The following is a 15,706-nucleotide window of genomic DNA, read 5'->3' as shown; positions in this document are numbered from 1 at the left end:
GCCGCGCGCATCAGTTCCACTTCGGCTGGCGCTTCTCGGTGAACGCGGTCACGCCTTCCTGGGCGCAGCCGTCCATCATGTTCACCGCCATGGTCTGCGAGGCCAGCTGGTAGGCCGCCTCGATCCCCAGTTCGCGCTGCCGGTAGAACAGCTCCTTGCCCATGGCCAGCGCCTTGCGCGGCTTGGCCAGGATGCTGGCGACCAGCGACTCGATCTCCGCGTCCAGCCGCTCGGGCGCAGCGACCCGGTTGACCAGGCCGCGCTGCTTCGCTTCCTCGGCGCCGATGAACTCGCCGGTGACCAGCATCTCCATCGCCTGCTTGGGCGCGATGTTGCGCAGCAACGGCACGCTGGGCGTGGAGCAGAACAGGCCGAAGTTGACGCCGCTGACGGCGAACTTCGCGTCGGTCGACGCCACCGCCAGGTCGCACTGGGCGACCAGCTGGCAGCCGGCGGCCGTGGCGATGCCGTGTACCCGGGCGATGACCGGCACCGGCAGCTTCTGGATCGACAGCATCACGCGGCTGCACTGCGAGAACAGCTGCTGGTAGTAGTCCAGCTCGGGCGTCGCGATCATCTCCTTGAGGTTGTGCCCCGGGCAGAAAGCCTTGCCCTCGGCGGCAATCACCACCACCCGCACCGACTCGTCGCCGGCCAGCTGGTCCAGCGCGGCCTGCAGCGCGCCCAGCATCTCCTCGCCCAGCGCGTTGAAGTTGCCCGGCCGGTTCAGGGTCAGGGTGGCGACGCCGCGCGCGTCGCGGGTCTGCAGGATCGGCGGGTTGTCGTTGTCCATGTCGGTCTCCTTGTCCGGTACGTTCGTTCAGAGGTCCGCCAGCACGCGCACATGCGCCTCGACGCTGCGGCCCAGCGCGCCGAGGTTGTAGCCGCCCTCCAGGCTGGAGACGATCCGGCCGTCGGCGAAGCGGTCGGCAATCTGCCGGATGCGGTGGGTGATCCAGGCGTAGTCGTTCTCGGTCAGCCCGAGCTGGCCCAGTTCATCCTCGCGGTGGGCGTCGAAGCCGGCGCTGATGAAGATCATCTGCGGGCGGAACTGCTCCAGCCGCGGGATCCACAGCATCTCGACCAGCTCGCGCACGTCCATGCCGCGGGTGTACGCCGGCACCGGCACGTTGACCATGTTGTCGGCCGCCGGCGGGTCGCCGCTGTAGGGATAGAACGGGTGCTGGAAGATGCCGACCATCAGCACCCGCGGGTCGCCGGCCAGGATGTCCTCGGTGCCGTTGCCGTGGTGCACGTCGAAGTCGACGATCGCCACCCGCTTCAGGCCGTGCCGCTCCAGCGCGTAGCGCGCCGCGATCGCGACGTTGTTGAAGATGCAAAAGCCCATCGCCCGGTCGCGGCACGCATGGTGCCCGGGCGGGCGCACGGCGCAGAAGGCGTTGCGCAGCTCGCCGGCCAGCACCGCGTCGGTGGCCGCCAGCACGGCGCCGGCCGCATGCAGGGCGGCGTCCCAGGTGTGGGGGTTGAGGGCGGTATCCGGGTCGATGTGCGCGTAGGGGCTGCCGCCGGCGGCGATCTGCTCGCGCAGCTGCTCGCGCAGTCCGCGCATCGCCGCCACGTGCATCCGGTCGTGGGCCAGTTCCAGGTCGGCCAGCGAGGCCTCGGGCGCCTCGCGCTGGTCGAGCGCATCCAGGACACCGGTGATCAGCAGGCGGTCTTCGATGGCGGCCAGCCGTTGCGGGCACTCGGGGTGGCCCTCGCCCATCTCGTGCAACCGGCACGACCCATGCGTGAAATACCCGGTCTTGTTCGCACTCATGGCTGGCGGCACGCAAATTTCGGATAACGTCAGGCCCTGATGGAAGCACGACAAAAACTCAAGGCGCTGCTGGACCAGCTTAACACGGTGATCGTGGGCAAGACCGACCAGGTGCGCGATTGCGTGGCCTGCCTGCTGGCCGGCGGCCACCTGCTGATCGAGGACGTTCCCGGCGTCGGCAAGACCACCCTGGCGCATGCGCTGGCGCGCTCGTTCGGGCTGCACTTCTCGCGGGTGCAGTTCACCGCCGACCTGATGCCCAGCGACCTGTCCGGCGTGTCGATCTACGAGCGCGGCAAGGAAGCCTTCGTCTTCCACCCCGGGCCGATCTTCGCCCAGGTGCTGCTGGCCGACGAGATCAACCGCGCCAGCCCCAAGACCCAGAGCGCCCTGCTGGAGGCGATGGAGGAGAAGCAGGTGACGATCGAGGGCGAGACGCGCGCCCTGCCCGCCCCGTTCTTCGTGATCGCCACCCAGAACCCGCACGACCAGCTGGGCACCTTCGCCCTGCCCGAGTCGCAACTCGACCGCTTCCTGATGCGCATCTCGCTCGGCTACCCGGACCGCGCGGCCGAGCGCGAGCTGCTGTCCGGCGCCGACCGCCGCGACATGGTGGTGGGCATGGCCGGCAAGCTCACGCCGGCCGACCTGGACGCGCTGCAGCGCCAGGTGCTGGCGGTGCACACGGCCGAGCCGCTGCTCAACTACGTGCAGGACCTGATCGCCGCCACCCGCAGCGGCCGCTGGTTCCTGCAGGGCCTGTCGCCGCGCGCCGGCATCGCGCTGGTGCGCGCGGCCAAGGCGCAGGCCCTGATCAGCGGGCGCGACTACGTGGCGCCCGACGACGTCCAGGCCATCCTGCCGCAGACCATCGCGCACCGGCTGGTGCCCGCCGGCGATGCCGGCCGCGGCCCGGTCGAGCAGGTGCGGGCGATGCTGGAGGCGGTGCCGCTGCCCTGATGACCCAGCCCCGAAGCGCCTTCGGCGCTCCCGCTCCAAGGGGTCGCCGCCTGTGGCCCGGCAAAGCCGGTTCCTCGGGGGCTCGCGAATGGAATCCGGCGGCCCTGGTGCGCGGGCGCTTCCGCGCCTGGTGGCAGGCGCGCCTGCCGCTCGCGGACACGCTGGTGCTCACCCAGCGCAACGTCTACATCCTGCCCACCCGCCCCGGCCTGATGCTGGCGGCCACGCTGCTGGTGCTGCTGGTCGCCTCGATCAACTACCAGCTCAACCTGGGCTACCTGCTGACTTTCCTGCTGGCCGGCAGCGCCGTGGCCGGCATGCACGTGTGCCATGCCACGCTGCGCGGCCTGACGCTGGTGCTGGCGCCGCCCGAGCCGGTGTTCGCCGGCAGCAGCGCGCCGCTGCGCGTGACGCTGACCAACGGGCGCAAGGCCGCGCGCTACGGCATCGGCCTGGCCGTGCTGGACGACGGCCACGAGGACCACTGGGCCTGGACCGACGTGCCCGGCCTGGGCACCGCCGCCGTCTCGGTCGCGTTCCAGCCGCCGCGGCGCGGCCTGCACCGGGTGCCGCCGCTGACCGCCGAGACGCGCTTTCCGCTCGGCACCTTCCGCGTCTGGACCGTGTGGCGGCCGGCCGCCCAGGTGCTGGTCTGGCCGGCGCCCGAGCCGCTGCCGCCGCCCCTGCCCGAGGGCGAGCCGCGCGCCGGCACCGCCGGCCCGACGAGGGTTCAGACCGCCGGCGAGTTCGACGGCGTGCGCGCCTACCGCCGCGGCGACCCGCTCAAGCTGGTGGTCTGGAAGAAGGCCGCCAAGTCCGACGAGCTGGTCAGCCGCGACACCCAGCAGGCGCAGCGCCGCGAACTCTGGCTGGACTTCGCCCGCGCCGGCGCCGCCGACGGCGAGGCCCGCCTGTCGCGGCTGGCGGCCTGGGTGATGCAGGCCGACAAGCTGGGGGTGGACTACGGGCTGCGGCTGCCCGGCCTGGAGATCGCGCCCGACAGCGGCGAGGGCCACCGGCGGCGCTGCCTGGAGGCGCTGGCGCTGTGCTGACCGCGCAACCCGCCTCTGCCCCGCCGGGCCGGCAGGCGCTGGCCGCGGCGCGGCGCCCCTGGCAAACGCTGGCCGCGCTGCCGCGCGAGGCGCGCGACACACTGTTCCTGCTGGCGGTGATCGGCTGGCTGATCCTGCCGCAGGCCGGCCGCCTGCCTGCATGGTGCATCGCGCTGGCGGCGGCCATCCTGGGCTGGCGCGGCGTGCTGGCGGTGCGCGGGGCGCCGCTGCCGCGCAGCGCCTGGGTGCTGGGGCTGCTGGCGGCGACCATCGCCGCCACCCTGCTGTCGCACCGCACCCTGCTGGGCCGCGATGCCGGCGTGACGCTGATCGTGGTGCTGCTGGCGCTCAAGACGCTGGAGCTGCGCGCCCGGCGCGACGCCTTCGTGGTGTTCTTCCTCGGCTTCTTCACCCTGCTGACCAACTTCTTCTTCTCGCAATCGCTGCTGACCGCGGCGGCGATGCTGGTCGGCCTGCTGGGGCTGCTGACGGCCCTGGTCAACGCCCACATGCCGGTCGGCCGGCCGCCGCTGATGCAGGCCGCGCGCACCGCCGGCAGCATGGCGCTGCTGGGCGCGCCCATCATGGCCGTGCTGTTCATGCTGTTCCCGCGCTTCGCGCCGCTGTGGGGCATCCCCAACGACGGCATGACCGGGCGCAGCGGCCTGTCGTCCACCATGCGCGTGGGCAACGTGGCCCAGCTCGCGCTGGAGGAAGGCATCGCCATGCGGGTCCGGTTCGAGGGGGCGGTGCCGCCGGCGCACGAGCTGTATTTCCGCGGACCGGTGCTGTCCAGCTTCGACGGGCGCGAATGGAAGCCGCTGCTGCCGCGGTTGGGCGCCTATGCCGCGTCGCTGCTGCCGCCGGTGAACCTGCAGGGCTTCGGCGCGCCGGTGCGCTACACCGTGACCCTGGAGCCGAGCAACCGGCCCTGGCTGCTGGTGCTCGATGCCGCCACCCAGGCGCCCTCGGGGCCGGGGCTGGAAGCCCTCAGCGGCGGCGAGCTGCAATGGATCTCGACCCGCCCGGTCACCGACCTGCTGCGCTACCAGGTGGAAAGCCACCTCGACTGGCGGGCCAACGCGCAGGGCCGTTCGGCCGGGCTGCCGCCGCAGTACCGCGAGCTGCCGGCCTCGTACAACCCGCGCACGCTGCAGATGGCCGCCGAGATGATGCGCGCCGCCCCCGGCGGCGGCGCCGACAAGCCGGCGCTGGTGCGCGCGGCGCTGGAGCGGCTGCGCACCGGCGGCTACGTCTACACGCTCGAGCCCGGCGTCTACGGCGAGCACACCGCCGACGAATTCTGGTTCGACCGCAAGGAGGGCTTTTGCGAGCACATCGCCTCGGCCTTCGCGGTGCTGATGCGCGCCATGGACATCCCGGCGCGCATCGTCACCGGCTACCAGGGCGGCGAGCTGAACGCGGTCGACGGCTACTGGACCCTGCGCCAGAGCGACGCCCACGCCTGGACCGAAGTCTGGCTCGCGGGCCGGGGCTGGGTGCGGGTCGATCCGACCTCCATGGTGGCGCCCTCGCGCACCGGGTCGCTGCAGCGGCTGCGCGCCCCGCAAGGCGCCTTCGCCACGGCGCTGGGCACCGTCGACCCGACCCTGCTGGCCGGGTTGCGCCAGGCCTGGGAGGCGGTCAACAACCGCTGGAACCAGTGGGTGCTCAACTACACCCAGAGCAAGCAGCTGGACCTGCTGCGCAAGCTCGGGTTCCAGTCGCCGCGCTGGGAGGACCTCAGCTATGTGCTGATCGCCATCGTGACCGCGGTGGCGGTGGCCGGCGCGGCCTGGGCGCGCTGGGATCGCAGACGGCAGGACCCGTGGCTGCGCCTGCTGGCCCGGGTGCGCGGCAAGCTGCAGCAGGCCGGCGTGGCGCTGCCCGCGGCGGCCGGCCCGCGCCGGATGGCCGCTGCCGTCACCAACCGTTTCGGCAGCGAAGGACAGCCGCTGGCAGACTGGCTGTTGCGGCTGGAAGCGCAGCGCTACGCGGCGCAGGCACCCGCCCCGCTGCCGGCGCTGCAGCGCGAGTTCAACCGATTGCCCTGGCCCCTTTCCCGATGAATGCATCCCGACTGGCCGCCGCGCTGGCGGCCATGGCCCTGGCGCTGCCCGCGCCCGGCGTTGTGGCCAAGCCGTCCTCGCCCAAGAAGGTGAAGGTGCAGGCGCCGGCGCGCCAGGGCCCGCCCTATGCCGGCCGCGAGGAGGCGATGGCCTTTGCCGAGCAGGTGGCCGAGCGGCGCGGGCTGGATCCCGACTGGACCCGCCGGGTCGTGGCCCAGGCGCAGCGCCTGGCGGTGGTCGAGCGGCTGATGCAGCCGGCACCGGCCGGCACGCCCAAGAACTGGGCGGTGTACCGCAGCCGCTTCATCGACCCGGTCCGCATCCAGGCCGGCGTGCGCTTCTGGCAGGACAACCGCGAGACGCTGGCCCGCGCCGAGCAGGACTTCGGCGTGCCGCCCGAGATCGTGGTCGGCATCCTCGGGGTGGAGACGATCTACGGCCAGCAGATGGGCAATTTCCGGGTGCTCGATGCGCTGGCCACGCTGGCCTTCGACTTCCCGGCCGCCCACCCGCGCGCAGTCGAACGCAGCACGTTCTTTCGCGGCGAGCTGGAAGCGTTCCTGGCGCTGCAAAGCCGGCTGGGCGGCGACCCCGCCCGGCCGCTGGGCAGCTATGCGGGTGCGATGGGCATGCCGCAGTTCATGCCCAGCAGCTGGATCCGCTGGGCGGTCGACTTCGACGGCGATGGCCGCATCGACCTGTGGGGCAGCCCGGCCGACGCGATCGGCTCGGTGGCCAACTACTTCAGGGCGTTCGGCTGGCACCCCGGCATGCCGACCCACTACCCGGTGAGCTTCGACACCGACCGGCTCGACCTGGACGCGCTGCTGGCGCCCGACATCCTGCCCACCTTCAGCGTGCCCAGTTTCCTGGCCAAGGGCGCGCACCTGGAGGGCGAGGCGGTGCAGCACGAGGGGCCGCTGGCGCTGGTGGAACTGCAGAACGGCAGCGACCCGCCGACCTACGTGGCCGGCACCGAGAACTTCTACGTGATCACGCGCTACAACTGGTCCAGCTACTACGCGATGGCGGTGATCGAGCTGGGGCGCGAAGTGAAGGCGGCGCTGCCGCGCGGCGGCTCATGACCATCGGCCTGGCATCCTGGCAGCGGCTGTGGGGCGAGCTGGGCGCCGCCACGGTCAACGGCGGCCTGCTCAACCAGCTGGTGGCGGCCTGGGGCGAGCCCCAGCGCCACTACCACACGCTGCAGCACCTGCGCGAATGCCTGTCGTACCTCGAAGCGGCCTCGATGCTGGCGCGGCGGCCGGCCGAAGTGGAACTGGCGCTGTGGTTCCACGACGCGGTGTACGACCCGCGGCGCGACGACAACGAGCAGCGCAGCGCCGACTGGGCCCGGGCCGGCGTGCGGGCCGCCGGCTGCGCACCCGAGGTGGCCGATCGCGTGCACGCGCTGGTGATGGCCACGCGCACGCACGCCTACGCCGGCGACGACCCCGACACGCGCCTGCTGCTGGACATCGACCTGTCCATCCTTGGCGCCGCGCCGGCCCGCTTCGACGACTACCAGCGCCAGATCCGCGCCGAATACGCCCACGTGCCCGAGCCGCTGTACCGCGAGCGCCGCGCGCAGGTCCTGCGCGGCTTCCTGGCCCGCCCGCGCATCTACCTCACCGACGCCTTCCACGACGCGCTGGAAGCGCGCGCCCGCGGGAACCTGGCCCGCGCTTGAGGCTCGCGCTCCGCGGCGGCAGGCTGCTTGGCGGCGGTCACGCGCAGGCCAGCCCCCGTGCCGCGCTCCTCAGGGGCCCGCCTCGGGCAACCGGTGCTGCCAGTACCTGGGACCCGCCGCGCGCTCGCAGCGCAGGGCCTCGGGGCGGGCCGAGGACCACCAGGCCGCGCCGCAGCGCGCCGACTCGACCAGCGCCACGTTGCGCTGCAGGTAGCGGTCGACCACCGACGCTGCCGGATGGCCGAAGCGGTTGCGGTAGCCGGCCTGGACCAGCGCCCAGCGCGGCTGCACCGCATCGAGAAAGCCGTCGCTCGACGAGGTGCGGCTGCCGTGGTGCGGCACCAGCAGCAGTTGCGCGCGCAGCGGCGCGCTGCGCGCCAGCAGCGCCGCCTCCTGCGGCTGCTCGATGTCGCCGGCCAGCAGCGCGGCCTGCCGCCCGTTGGCGATGCGCAGCACGCAACTGAGTGCGTTGGGCTTGGCCGCCCGGCCCGCATCGGCCGCGGGCGGATGCACGAACTGGAACTGCACGCCGTCCCAGTCCCATTGCTGGCCGTCCAGGCACGGCGCGGCCGCGTGCCGCACCGCCAGCGGGTGCGCCGGCTCCAGCGACGCCAGCAGGCGCGCCTGCGGCTGCATCGCCAGCACCGATCCGGCGCCGCCGGTGTGGTCGCTGTCGCGGTGGCTGAGCACGATCGCATCCAGCCGTTCGCCCAGCGCCCGCAGCAGGGGCACCAGCGTGCGCTGGCCGGCATCGCTGTCGCTGCCGAAACGCGGCCCGGCGTCGTACAGCAGCGCGTGCGTGGCGGTGCGCACCAGCACCGCGTTGCCCTGGCCAACGTCGGCGGCCAGCACTTCGAACTCGCCCGGCGCCGGCCGCGGGGCCTGCCACAGCAGCACCGGCAGCAGCAGCGGAACACCCAGCGCGCGCACCGGCGCGGGCCAGCGCATCGCCAGCAGCAGGCCGCCCAGCACGCCCGCCGCCCCGGCCCACCCCGGCGGCGCCGCGCTGTTCCAGACGGCGAACGGCAGCGCCGCCAGCAGCTGCAGCAGGCCGGCCAGGCCCTGCACCGCCAGCGCCGCCGCATCCCAGGCGGGCGGGAACGCCACCCCCAGCATCGCCAGCGGCGTGACGACCAGCGTCACCCAGGGGATCGCCGCCAGGTTGGCGACCAGGCCGACCAGCGACACCTGCCCGAACAGCAGCAGGGTGAGCGGCGACAAGGCGAGGGTGACGACGCCCTGCTCGCGCAGCAGGGCGAGCAGGCGGCCCGCCCCGGCACGGGCCGCGCGGCGGGGCCAGGCGCCGAATTCCGGGCGGGGATCGGCGCGGACCTCGGCGTCATGGCGGCCCTCCTCGCGGGTCTCCCGGCCGCCGACGGCGGTGGCGAACAGCACGCCCACCGCCACGAAGCTCAGCCAGAAGCCCGGCTGCATCAGCGCCCACGGATCCGCCGTCACCACCACGGCGCAGGCGAACAGCCAGGTCGCCGGCCCGGGCCAACGCCGCCCGGACAGGCGCAGCCAGGCGACGCTGGCCAGCATCAGCAGCGTGCGCTGGGCGGGCACGCCCCAGCCGCTGAACAGCGCGTAGGCCGCCGCCAGCAGCAGCCCGCCGAACAACGCGGCGTGCTGCGCCGGCCAGGCCAGGCACAGGCGCGTGCTGCGGCGCCAGCCCCAGCCGACCGCGATGCCGGCCAGCCACGCGAACATGGTCACGTGCAGGCCGGAGATCGACATCAGGTGGGCCACGCCGGTGGCGCGGAACACGTCCCAGTCGTCGCGCGCGATCGCGTTCTGGTCGCCCGCCACCAGCGCCGCCACGATGCCGGCCGCCTGCGGATCGGCGATGCGGGCCTGGATGGCGTCGCGCACCGACTGGCGGGCCCGCTCCACGGGGTGGCGCCAGCTGGTGCCGATGCGCTGCGGCGCCGGATCGTCGCGGCCGGTGCGCACGTAGCCGGTGGCCTGCACGCCCTGCTCCCACAGCCACAGCTCGTAGTCGAAGCCATGCGGGTTGACGTTGCCGTGCGGCGCGCGCAGGCGCACCGTGAAGCGCCAGCGGTCGCCGGCGCGCACGTCGGGCAGGGCGCGCTGCGGCTCGACCAGGCCTTCGTCGGCAAAGGCGCCGGCCGCATACCAGCCGAGCGCCAGCCGGTCGGGGATGCGCAGCGGCACCCCGTCACGCTGCGCATCCTCCACCGCGAAGCGGAGGCCCTGGCCCCACTCGTGCCGCTGCGGCAAGGCCGCGATGCGCCCGGTGACCACCAGGTCGCGCCCCTCCAGCGCCGGGTCCAGCGCCTGCGAGGCGAACACCGCCGCGCGCGCGCCGCACCCGGCGAAGCCCGCCGCGGCGGCCAGCGCCAGCACCAGCGCCGGGTGGCGCCAGCGCGGCTGCCGCAGCACAGCCGCCAGCGCCAGCAGGGACAAGGCCAGCAAGCCCGCATAGGCTGCCGCCGAGCCCAGCCGGGCCTGCTGCAACTGCAACGCCGGCCCCAGCACCGCGCCGGCCAGCAGGGGGAGCCAGGCACGGGCGGGCGCGGCGTGTCGGTCGTGCATGGCCTGCTCAACGGCTGCCGGCCGGGCGGCGACGACAGCGACTGCGCCGCATTCGGGAAGCGGTCCGACGCTCATCCGGCCACGGCGCTGCCATCCTGCGGCCGTGCTGGTCCTGCTTGCCTTCCTCGCCGCCCTGCTGGTCGCCCTGGTCGTCGTCAACTTCGGCGGCGGCGAGCGCCGGGTCGATCACCCGATCGAGCACCTGTATCCGGTGGACGACCCGCAGTTCCACCGCTCCATGGCGCTGATGCTGGGACCCACCATCGTCGAGGGCAACCGGGTCGAAGCGCTGATCAACGGCGACCGCATCTTCCCGGCCATGCTGGAGGCGATCCGGGGCGCGCGCCGCACCGTGCTGTTCGAGACCTTCATCTACTGGTCGGGCGCGATCGGCGAGGCCTTTGCCGAGGCGCTGTCGGATCGCGCCCGCGCCGGGCTGAAGGTGCACGTGCTGCTGGACTGGGTGGGCAGCACCCGGGTCGATCGCGAGCTGGTGCGCCGCATGCGCGCCGCCGGCGTGGAGGTGCGCATGTTCCACCCGCTGCGCTGGTACAACCTCGGCCGCATGAACGACCGCACGCATCGCAAGCTGCTGATCGTGGATGGGCGCATCGGCTTCACCGGCGGCGTCGGCATCGCGCCGCAATGGTGCGGCGACGCGCAGGACCCGCAGCACTGGCGCGACTGCCACTTCCGGGTCGAAGGCCCGGTAGTCGCGCAGATGCAGAGCGTGATGCTGTCCAACTGGAACAAGACCACCGGCCGCGTGCTGCACGGCCGCGCCTACTTCCCGGACCTGGAGCCGGCCGGCGGCATGCCGGCGCAGATGTTCGCCAGCTCGCCCAGCGGCGGCAGCGAGTCGATGCTGCAGATGATGCTGCTGGCCATCACCGCGGCGGTGCGCAGCATCGACATCGCCAGCGCCTACTTCGTGCCGGGCGACGTCGCGCTGGCGGCGCTGCAGGCGGCCGCCGGGCGCGGCGTGCGCGTGCGCGTCATCACGCCCGGCCCGCACACCGACCAGGACACGGTGCGGCGCGCCTCGCGCGGCCTGTGGGGCCCGCTGCTGGAGGCCGGCGTGCAGATGCACGAATACCAGCCGACCATGTACCACTGCAAGCTGATGATCGTCGACGGCCTGCTGGCCTCGGTCGGCTCGACCAACTTCGACCCGCGTTCGTTCCACCTCAACGACGAGGCCAACCTCAACGTCTACGACCGCGACTTCGCCCGGCGCATGACCGAGGTGTTCGAGGCCGACCTGCAACACAGCCAGCGCATCACGCTGGCCGACTGGCAGCGCCGGCCGGTGCGGGAAAAGCTGCGCGAGCACGCCACCGCCTGGCTGGCGCCGGTGCTCTGAGGCGGGCTCGCGTCCAGCCCGGCCGCTGGCCGGCGCCGGCCTGCGCCAACTGCCTTGTCGCGTTGGACGAGCGCGCCGCCGCCGACGTACAGTGGGCCAGGCTTTCAGGAGACCGCCCATGCGCAAACCCCACACCCTGGCGGCTGCGGCCGCCGCGCTCGCCCTGGCGGCGTGCAGCACGATGGCGCCGGGCCCCCCGGCCGTCGCCAACCTGGCGCCGACCACCGGCAACACCGCCAGCGGCCAGGTGCGCTTCGCGCGCGCGGGCGACCTGGTGCGGGTCAGCGGCGAAGTGCGCGGCCTCAAGCCCAACACCGAGCACGGCTTCCACGTGCACGAGAAGGGCGACTGCTCCAGCGGCGACGGCATGAGTGCCGGCGGCCACTTCAACCCGGCGGGCGCGCCGCACGGCCGCCACGGCAGCGGCGCCCACCACGTGGGCGACCTGCCCAGCCTGCGCGCCGACGCCGCCGGCGTGGCCCGCATCAGCTTCGAGAGCCGCAGCATCGCCCTCGGCAGCGGCCCCGCCGACATCGTCGGCAAGGGCCTGATCGTGCACCGCGATCCCGACGACTACACCACCCAGCCGACCGGCAACGCCGGGCCGCGGCTGGCCTGCGCCGTCATCCGGCCCGCCTGAAATCGGGGCCGGATTCCAGTTTCCGCTGCGCCTCGGCCAGCGCCTGCACGGTGTCGATGTCCACCACGATGCCGCGGTCGTCCACCGGCAGTTCCGTGACGCGGTGAGCCTGCACGACGGCGGCCGCGCCTTTCGGCCCCGACAGGGCGGCGAGCGCGTCGCCGCAGGCGCCGGCAAACCCGACCGGGTGCCCGCGTTCGCCGCGGAACGTCGGCACCACGACCTCGGCGCCGCCGGCCAGCGCCTGCGCCACCGCGCGCAGCGTCTGCGGCCGCACCAGCGGCAGGTCGCCCGGCAGCACCAGCCAGCCTCCCCGCGCCGCGCGCGTGGCGCGCACCGCCGCCGCGATCGAATCGCCCATGCCCGGATGCCCGGCGTCCTCGACATGGAACGGCAGCCCGCTGGCGCGCACCGCCTCCATCGTCCACTGCAGCACCGGCTTGCCGGCCAGCAAGGCCTGCAGCTTGTTGCCCGAGCCGCCGGAGGCCAGGAAGCGCTCGCCGCGTCCGGAGGCGAGCACCAGCACCACGGGATCGGCGGCGGCTTGGTTCATCCGGGCCACTGTAGCGGGCCCGCGCACCGTGCGACAACCGGCCGCGCCGGCACAATCCGCAGCGCCATGGACAAGCTCTCCCCGGTCGGCCAGGCCGACGCCCTGCAACTGGCCTTCGACCTGTCCCCGGTGGGCATCTGCGTCACCGAGCACCGCAGCGTGGTGCTGTGCAACCCGGCCTTCGGCACGATGTTCGGCTATGCGCCGGGCGAGCTGCTGGGCCAGCCGCTGGAGCCGCTCTATCCGTCGCACGCGGAGTTCGAGCACATCGGCAGCATCGGCCGGCCGGTGATGGAGGCCTGCGGCACCTACAGCGACGACCGGATCATGCGCCGGCGCGACGGGTCGCTGTTCTGGTGCCACGTGGCCGGCAAGGCCGTCGATCGCGCGCAGCCCTTCGCCCGCGCGGTGTGGATGTTCGAGGACCTGTCGCCGCTCCGCCCGGTCGCCGGCCCGCTGACCTCGCGCGAGCGCGAGATCGCCCGGCAGATCGTCACCGGCGCCACCAGCAAGCAGATCGGGCGCTCGCTCGGCATCAGCCCGCGCACGGTCGAGGCGCACCGCGCGCGCCTGATGAAGAAGCTGGCGGCTGGAAGCCAGCGCGAACTGGTGGCTCGCCTGCTGGGTTCCGCGCCCTCCTGAAGCGGCCCGCCGACCCCGGCCGGGCGGGCTGAAGTGTTTCTACGCTATGGCCTTGCGGCGCCCGCGCGGCTATCGTTCGCGCCATGAACCTCGCCCACGCGCTGGCCCGCATCGCGCGCCAGGATCCCCGCCGGCCCGCCGTCTTCGTGGGTGACCGCCTGCACCGCGACTACGGCGCGCTGGCGGACCACGTGGCGCGGCTCGCAGCCGGGCTGCTCGAGCAGGGCCTGGTGCCCGGCGACCGCGTCGCCCTGTTCATGCACAACCACCCGGCTTACCTGGAGCTGCTGTACGCCTGCTGGTGGGCCGGGCTGGCCGTGGTGCCGATGAACGCCAAGCTGCACCTGCGCGAGGCGCAGTGGATCGCCGACCACGCCGGCGTGCGCTGGGCCTTCGTCACCGCCGATGTCGGCGCCGGGCTGCAGGCCGAGCGCTGCATCGACGTCGACGGCGCCGGCTACGCCGCCCTGCCCGCCCCGGTCGGCCTGCCGCTGGCCAGCTGCGCGCCGACCGACCTGGCCTGGCTGTTCTACACCAGCGGCACCACCGGCAAGCCCAAGGGCGTGATGCTCACGCACCGCAACCTGCAGTGCATGGCGATGGGCTACTTCTGCGACGTCGACCCGATCGAACCGGAGGACGCCATCGTCTATGGGCCGCCGATGTCGCACGGCGCCGGCCTGTACGCGCTGCCGCACATGGTGGCCGGCGCGCGCCACGTGGTGCCGGCCTCGGGCGGCTTCGAGCCGGAAGAGATCTTCGAGCTGGCGCGCCGCATCGGCCGCCTCACGATGTTCGCCGCGCCGACGGTGGTCAAGCGCCTGGTCGACCACGCCGAGGCCCACGGCCTGTCCGGCGAGGGATTCAAGACCATCGTGTATGGCGGCGCGCCGATGTACGTGCAGGACCTGCAGCGCGCGCTGCGCGTGCTGGGCCCGCGCTTCGTGCAGATCTACGGCCAGGGCGAAAGCCCGATGGTGATCACCGCGCTGTCGCGGCGGCACCTGCTGAACACAACGCACCCGCGCCATGCCGCGCGCGTGGCTTCCGTCGGCGTCGCCCAGACCCCGGTGGAGGTGCGCGTGGCCGACCCCGAGGGCGGGCCGCTGCCGGCCGGCGAGGTCGGCGAGGTGCTGGTGCGCGGCGACACCGTGATGGCCGGCTACTGGCGCGACCCGCAGGCGACCGAAGCGGCCATCCGCGACGGCTGGCTGTTCACCGGCGACATGGGCAGCCTGGACGAGGACGGCTTCCTGACCCTGCGCGACCGCAGCAAGGACATGATCATCAGCGGCGGCTCCAACATCTACCCGCGCGAGGTCGAGGAAGTGCTGCTGACGGCGCCCGGCGTGGCCGAGGCCTCGGTGGTCGGCGCGCCCGATCCCGAATGGGGCGAGATCGTGGTGGCCTTCGTGGTGCCGCAGCCCGGCACCCCGCTGGACGAGGCCGCGCTCGACGCGGTCTGCCTGCAGCACATCGCCCGCTTCAAGCGGCCCAAGCGCTACGTGTTCACCGACGCGCTGCCCAAGAACAACTACGGCAAGGTGCTCAAGACCGAGCTGCGCCGGCAACTGAAGGAGGAATCGGCATGAGCACCAGCGACTTGCAGGGCCGTCGCGCCCTGGTCACCGGTTCGGTGCAGGGCATCGGCCTGGCCATCGCCGAGGCGCTGGCCGCGCAGGGCGCCGCCGTCGTGCTGCACGGACTGGCCCGGCCCGGCGAACTGGAGGCGGCCCGCGCGGCGCTGCGGCAGGCCGGCGCGCCGCAGGTCGATGCCTTCGCGCACGACCTGCGCCAGCCCGACCAGGTCGAGGCGCTGGTCAACGCCGCGCTGGCCGGCGGCGCCGTCGACATCCTGGTCAACAACGCCGGCATCCAGCACACCGCCGCCCTGGCGCAGATGCCGCGCGCCAAGTGGGACGACATCCTGGCCGTCAACCTGTCGGCCGCGTTCGACACCATGCGCCTGCTGCTGCCGCGCATGGCCGAAGCCGGCTACGGCCGGGTGGTGAACATCGCGTCGGTGCACGGCCTCGTCGCTTCCGTGCAGAAGGCCCCCTACGTGGCCGCCAAGTTCGGCCTGGTCGGCCTGAGCCGGGTCGCCGCGCTGGAGTACGCCGCCGCCGGCCTGCGCGCCAGCGGCGGCGTCACCGTCAACTGCGTCTGCCCCGGCTGGACCGAGACCGCCATCATCCAGCCGCAGATCGACGCGCGCGCCGCCGCGCTGGGAGCGTCGCGCGACGACGCCATCCGCGACCTGCTGCGCGAAAAGCAGCCCAGCGGGCGCACCTCGCTGCCGCAGGAGATCGCGCGCGTGGTCTGCTGGCTGTGCGAACCGGCGGCGCACAACCTCACCGGCGCCTCCATCCCGGTGGACGGCGGCTGGACGGCGCAGTAGCGC

General features: G+C 73.5%; 14 protein-coding genes. 10 read left to right on the top strand and 4 right to left on the bottom strand.

All coding sequences use genetic code 11. The features are described 5' to 3' along the window. Positions 1–10: 10 nt before the first annotated feature. A complete protein-coding gene (locus tag PE066_RS18170) occupies positions 11–793 on the bottom strand; it encodes an enoyl-CoA hydratase (RefSeq protein ID WP_271233934.1) in 783 nt (260 codons plus the stop codon). A 27-nt stretch (positions 794–820) separates the two neighbouring features. Continuing rightward, positions 821–1,780, bottom strand: coding sequence for a histone deacetylase family protein (locus tag PE066_RS18165; RefSeq protein ID WP_271233933.1), 960 nt, complete (start codon positions 1,778–1,780; stop codon positions 821–823). A 39-nt stretch (positions 1,781–1,819) separates the two neighbouring features. On the opposite strand from PE066_RS18165, the gene PE066_RS18160 reads away from it, so the two are divergent. Genes PE066_RS18160 through PE066_RS18140 form a run of 5 tightly spaced genes read left to right on the top strand, consistent with a single transcriptional unit; the run spans position 1,820 to position 7,551 of the window. Further along, entirely contained in the window at positions 1,820–2,740 is a 921-nt protein-coding gene (locus PE066_RS18160) for an AAA family ATPase (protein ID WP_271233932.1), read from the top strand. Continuing rightward, on the top strand, positions 2,740–3,792 hold the full coding sequence (locus PE066_RS18155; protein WP_271233931.1) for a DUF58 domain-containing protein: 1,053 nt from the start codon (positions 2,740–2,742) through the stop codon (positions 3,790–3,792). The genes PE066_RS18160 and PE066_RS18155 overlap by 1 nt, the downstream gene beginning before the upstream one ends. A 38-nt stretch (positions 3,793–3,830) precedes the next feature. Beyond that, entirely contained in the window at positions 3,831–5,861 is a 2,031-nt protein-coding gene (locus PE066_RS18150) for a transglutaminase family protein (RefSeq protein ID WP_271236612.1), read from the top strand. Further along, positions 5,858–6,946, top strand: a complete 1,089-nt coding sequence (mltB, locus tag PE066_RS18145) for a lytic murein transglycosylase B (RefSeq protein WP_271233930.1) — start codon at positions 5,858–5,860, stop codon at positions 6,944–6,946. Before PE066_RS18150 ends, mltB begins: the two co-directional genes overlap by 4 nt. Continuing rightward, complete coding sequence (locus PE066_RS18140) at positions 6,943–7,551, top strand: HD domain-containing protein (protein WP_271233929.1); 609 nt, start codon at positions 6,943–6,945, stop codon at positions 7,549–7,551. Before mltB ends, PE066_RS18140 begins: the two co-directional genes overlap by 4 nt. A gap of 69 nt (positions 7,552–7,620) precedes the next feature. On the opposite strand, the gene PE066_RS18135 is transcribed toward PE066_RS18140, so the two are convergent. After that, positions 7,621–10,107 (bottom strand): DNA internalization-related competence protein ComEC/Rec2, encoded by a 2,487-nt coding sequence (locus PE066_RS18135; RefSeq protein WP_271233928.1) that lies wholly within the window; start codon positions 10,105–10,107, stop codon positions 7,621–7,623. 103 nt (positions 10,108–10,210) lie between these two features. Between PE066_RS18135 and PE066_RS18130 the strand changes: the two genes are divergently transcribed. After that, positions 10,211–11,470 carry a phospholipase D-like domain-containing protein gene (locus PE066_RS18130; protein WP_271233927.1) on the top strand — a complete coding sequence of 420 codons (1,260 nt, stop codon included), beginning with the start codon at positions 10,211–10,213 and terminating at the stop codon, positions 11,468–11,470. Between the two features lie 118 nt (positions 11,471–11,588). Further along, entirely contained in the window at positions 11,589–12,110 is a 522-nt protein-coding gene (locus PE066_RS18125; RefSeq protein WP_271233926.1) for a superoxide dismutase family protein, read from the top strand. On the opposite strand, the gene PE066_RS18120 is transcribed toward PE066_RS18125, so the two are convergent. Then, positions 12,094–12,663: a nucleotidyltransferase family protein gene (locus PE066_RS18120; protein WP_271233925.1), complete on the bottom strand. Its 570-nt coding sequence runs from the start codon at positions 12,661–12,663 to the stop codon at positions 12,094–12,096. The two genes, PE066_RS18125 and PE066_RS18120, sit on opposite strands and share 17 nt — an antisense overlap. A gap of 66 nt (positions 12,664–12,729) precedes the next feature. Between PE066_RS18120 and PE066_RS18115 the strand changes: the two genes are divergently transcribed. The 3 genes from PE066_RS18115 (at position 12,730) to PE066_RS18105 (ending at position 15,703) form a co-directional block, all read left to right on the top strand. After that, positions 12,730–13,305 (top strand): LuxR C-terminal-related transcriptional regulator, encoded by a 576-nt coding sequence (locus PE066_RS18115; protein WP_271233924.1) that lies wholly within the window; start codon positions 12,730–12,732, stop codon positions 13,303–13,305. Positions 13,306–13,388: 83 nt separating this feature from the next. Continuing rightward, positions 13,389–14,897: a class I adenylate-forming enzyme family protein gene (locus PE066_RS18110; protein ID WP_271233923.1), complete on the top strand. Its 1,509-nt coding sequence runs from the start codon at positions 13,389–13,391 to the stop codon at positions 14,895–14,897. Next, positions 14,894–15,703, top strand: coding sequence for a 3-hydroxybutyrate dehydrogenase (locus tag PE066_RS18105; protein ID WP_271233922.1), 810 nt, complete (start codon positions 14,894–14,896; stop codon positions 15,701–15,703). The genes PE066_RS18110 and PE066_RS18105 overlap by 4 nt, the downstream gene beginning before the upstream one ends. Positions 15,704–15,706 lie beyond the last annotated feature (3 nt).

Origin of the sequence: Ramlibacter tataouinensis (genome assembly GCF_027941915.1) — a bacterium.
Lineage (GTDB): Bacteria > Pseudomonadota > Gammaproteobacteria > Burkholderiales > Burkholderiaceae_C > Ramlibacter > Ramlibacter tataouinensis_C.
The sequence above is the reverse complement of the archived record's forward strand: the minus strand, read 5'-3'. Positions and strand labels throughout refer to the sequence as shown.